This window comes from Pseudomonas imperatae (genome assembly GCF_057128625.1).
Genome location: NZ_JBSKHP010000065.1, coordinates 1 through 1,248, shown reverse-complemented (window position 1 = coordinate 1,248; position 1,248 = coordinate 1). Strand labels below are relative to the sequence as shown.

Annotated in this window: 1 protein-coding gene; it reads right to left on the bottom strand. The window is 56.0% G+C overall.

The annotated features are described in order from the left end of the window. Positions 1-37: 37 nt before the first annotated feature. Positions 38-1,179 (bottom strand): IS3 family transposase gene (locus ACWKWX_RS32590; RefSeq protein ID WP_483829923.1). Its coding sequence is split into 2 segments (ribosomal slippage): positions 38-930 and positions 930-1,179, totalling 1,143 coding nucleotides; the frame shifts between segments, so codons are not numbered across the junction. Positions 1,180-1,248 lie beyond the last annotated feature (69 nt).

Genomic DNA, 1,248 nt, shown 5'->3' with positions numbered 1-1,248 from the left:
TGATCTGGTCAACCAATCCCGGACATTTGTTTAGGAGCTACGCCGCCAGCCTTTCATGCTCCACCGGCGTGCGGTACTCGTTATGGCTGTGAAGCCGGACCTGGTTGTAATGATGGATCACGTAGCGAAGTACATCCGGCCTGGCCTTCGCCTCGTCCTGGTAACCTTTCTTGGGTATCCACTCTGACTTCAGGCTGCTGAAAAAACGCTCCATCGGTGCATTATCCCAGCAGTTTCCACGCCGGCTCATGCTTTGCCTCATCCCGAATACTTCAAGCTTGTCGCGAAACAGCTCACTGCTGTACTGACAGCCTTGATCCGAATGAAACATGACCTTGTCGGGCATTCCGCGGGCCTGATAGGCCAGCTCCAATGCCTTGCACGCCAATGCCGAATCGGGGCTTTTGGAGATGGCCCAACCCACGATCCGCCGGGCATACAGATCGAGGACAGCCGCCAGATAGAGCCAATGCGTCCCCGCCCAGATATAGGTGATATCACCACACCAAACCCGATTGGGCGCCGACACTTCGAACTGGCGCTCCAATAGATTGGGTGCAAATTTTGCCTCCACCGTGGCCAGGCGATAAGGGTTTGGCCGACGTTGAATGCTCCGCAAATCAGCCTCGGCCATTAACCGCCCGGCCAAAAAACGCCCCACCTGTTCGCCCTGGGCCTTGAGCGCCGCAGACAATACTCGTGCGCCCATGGAGCCTCGACTTTCGGCATGCAGCCCTGTGGCCAACGTTTTCAGCCGCTCCCGATCTGGATCGGGGCAATTGCGGCGCTTGAGATGCTCGTAATAGCCGCTGCGGCTTACCCCAAAAACACGACACAAGTCAGTTACCGTGAAACGCTCACTTAACGCATCGATCAAAGCCTTCGATCGAGGGAATCGTTCATCAAGAGAGCGGTAGCCTTTTTTAAGATTTCCTTCTCCAGCTCGAGCTTGCGGATTTTTACCTGCAGCGCCTGGATTTGCTGTTGTTCAGGCGTCATGGCTGAAGCCGTTTCGGGGGTGATGCCGAAACGCTCTTGGCGGAGTTGTTCCACCCACCGACGCAGTGCGGTTGGGCCAACGCCCATGGCTTTGCAGGCTTCTGGGGTGGTGTAGCCACTATCAAGAACAAGGGCTGCTGCCTCTTGCCTGAACTCTGTCGAAAAATTACGTCGGGACATCGAACACCTCTTGGTTGAGCGGTAGATTACCGCTCCTTTGGGCGTGTCCGGGATAATTAGGCCACATCA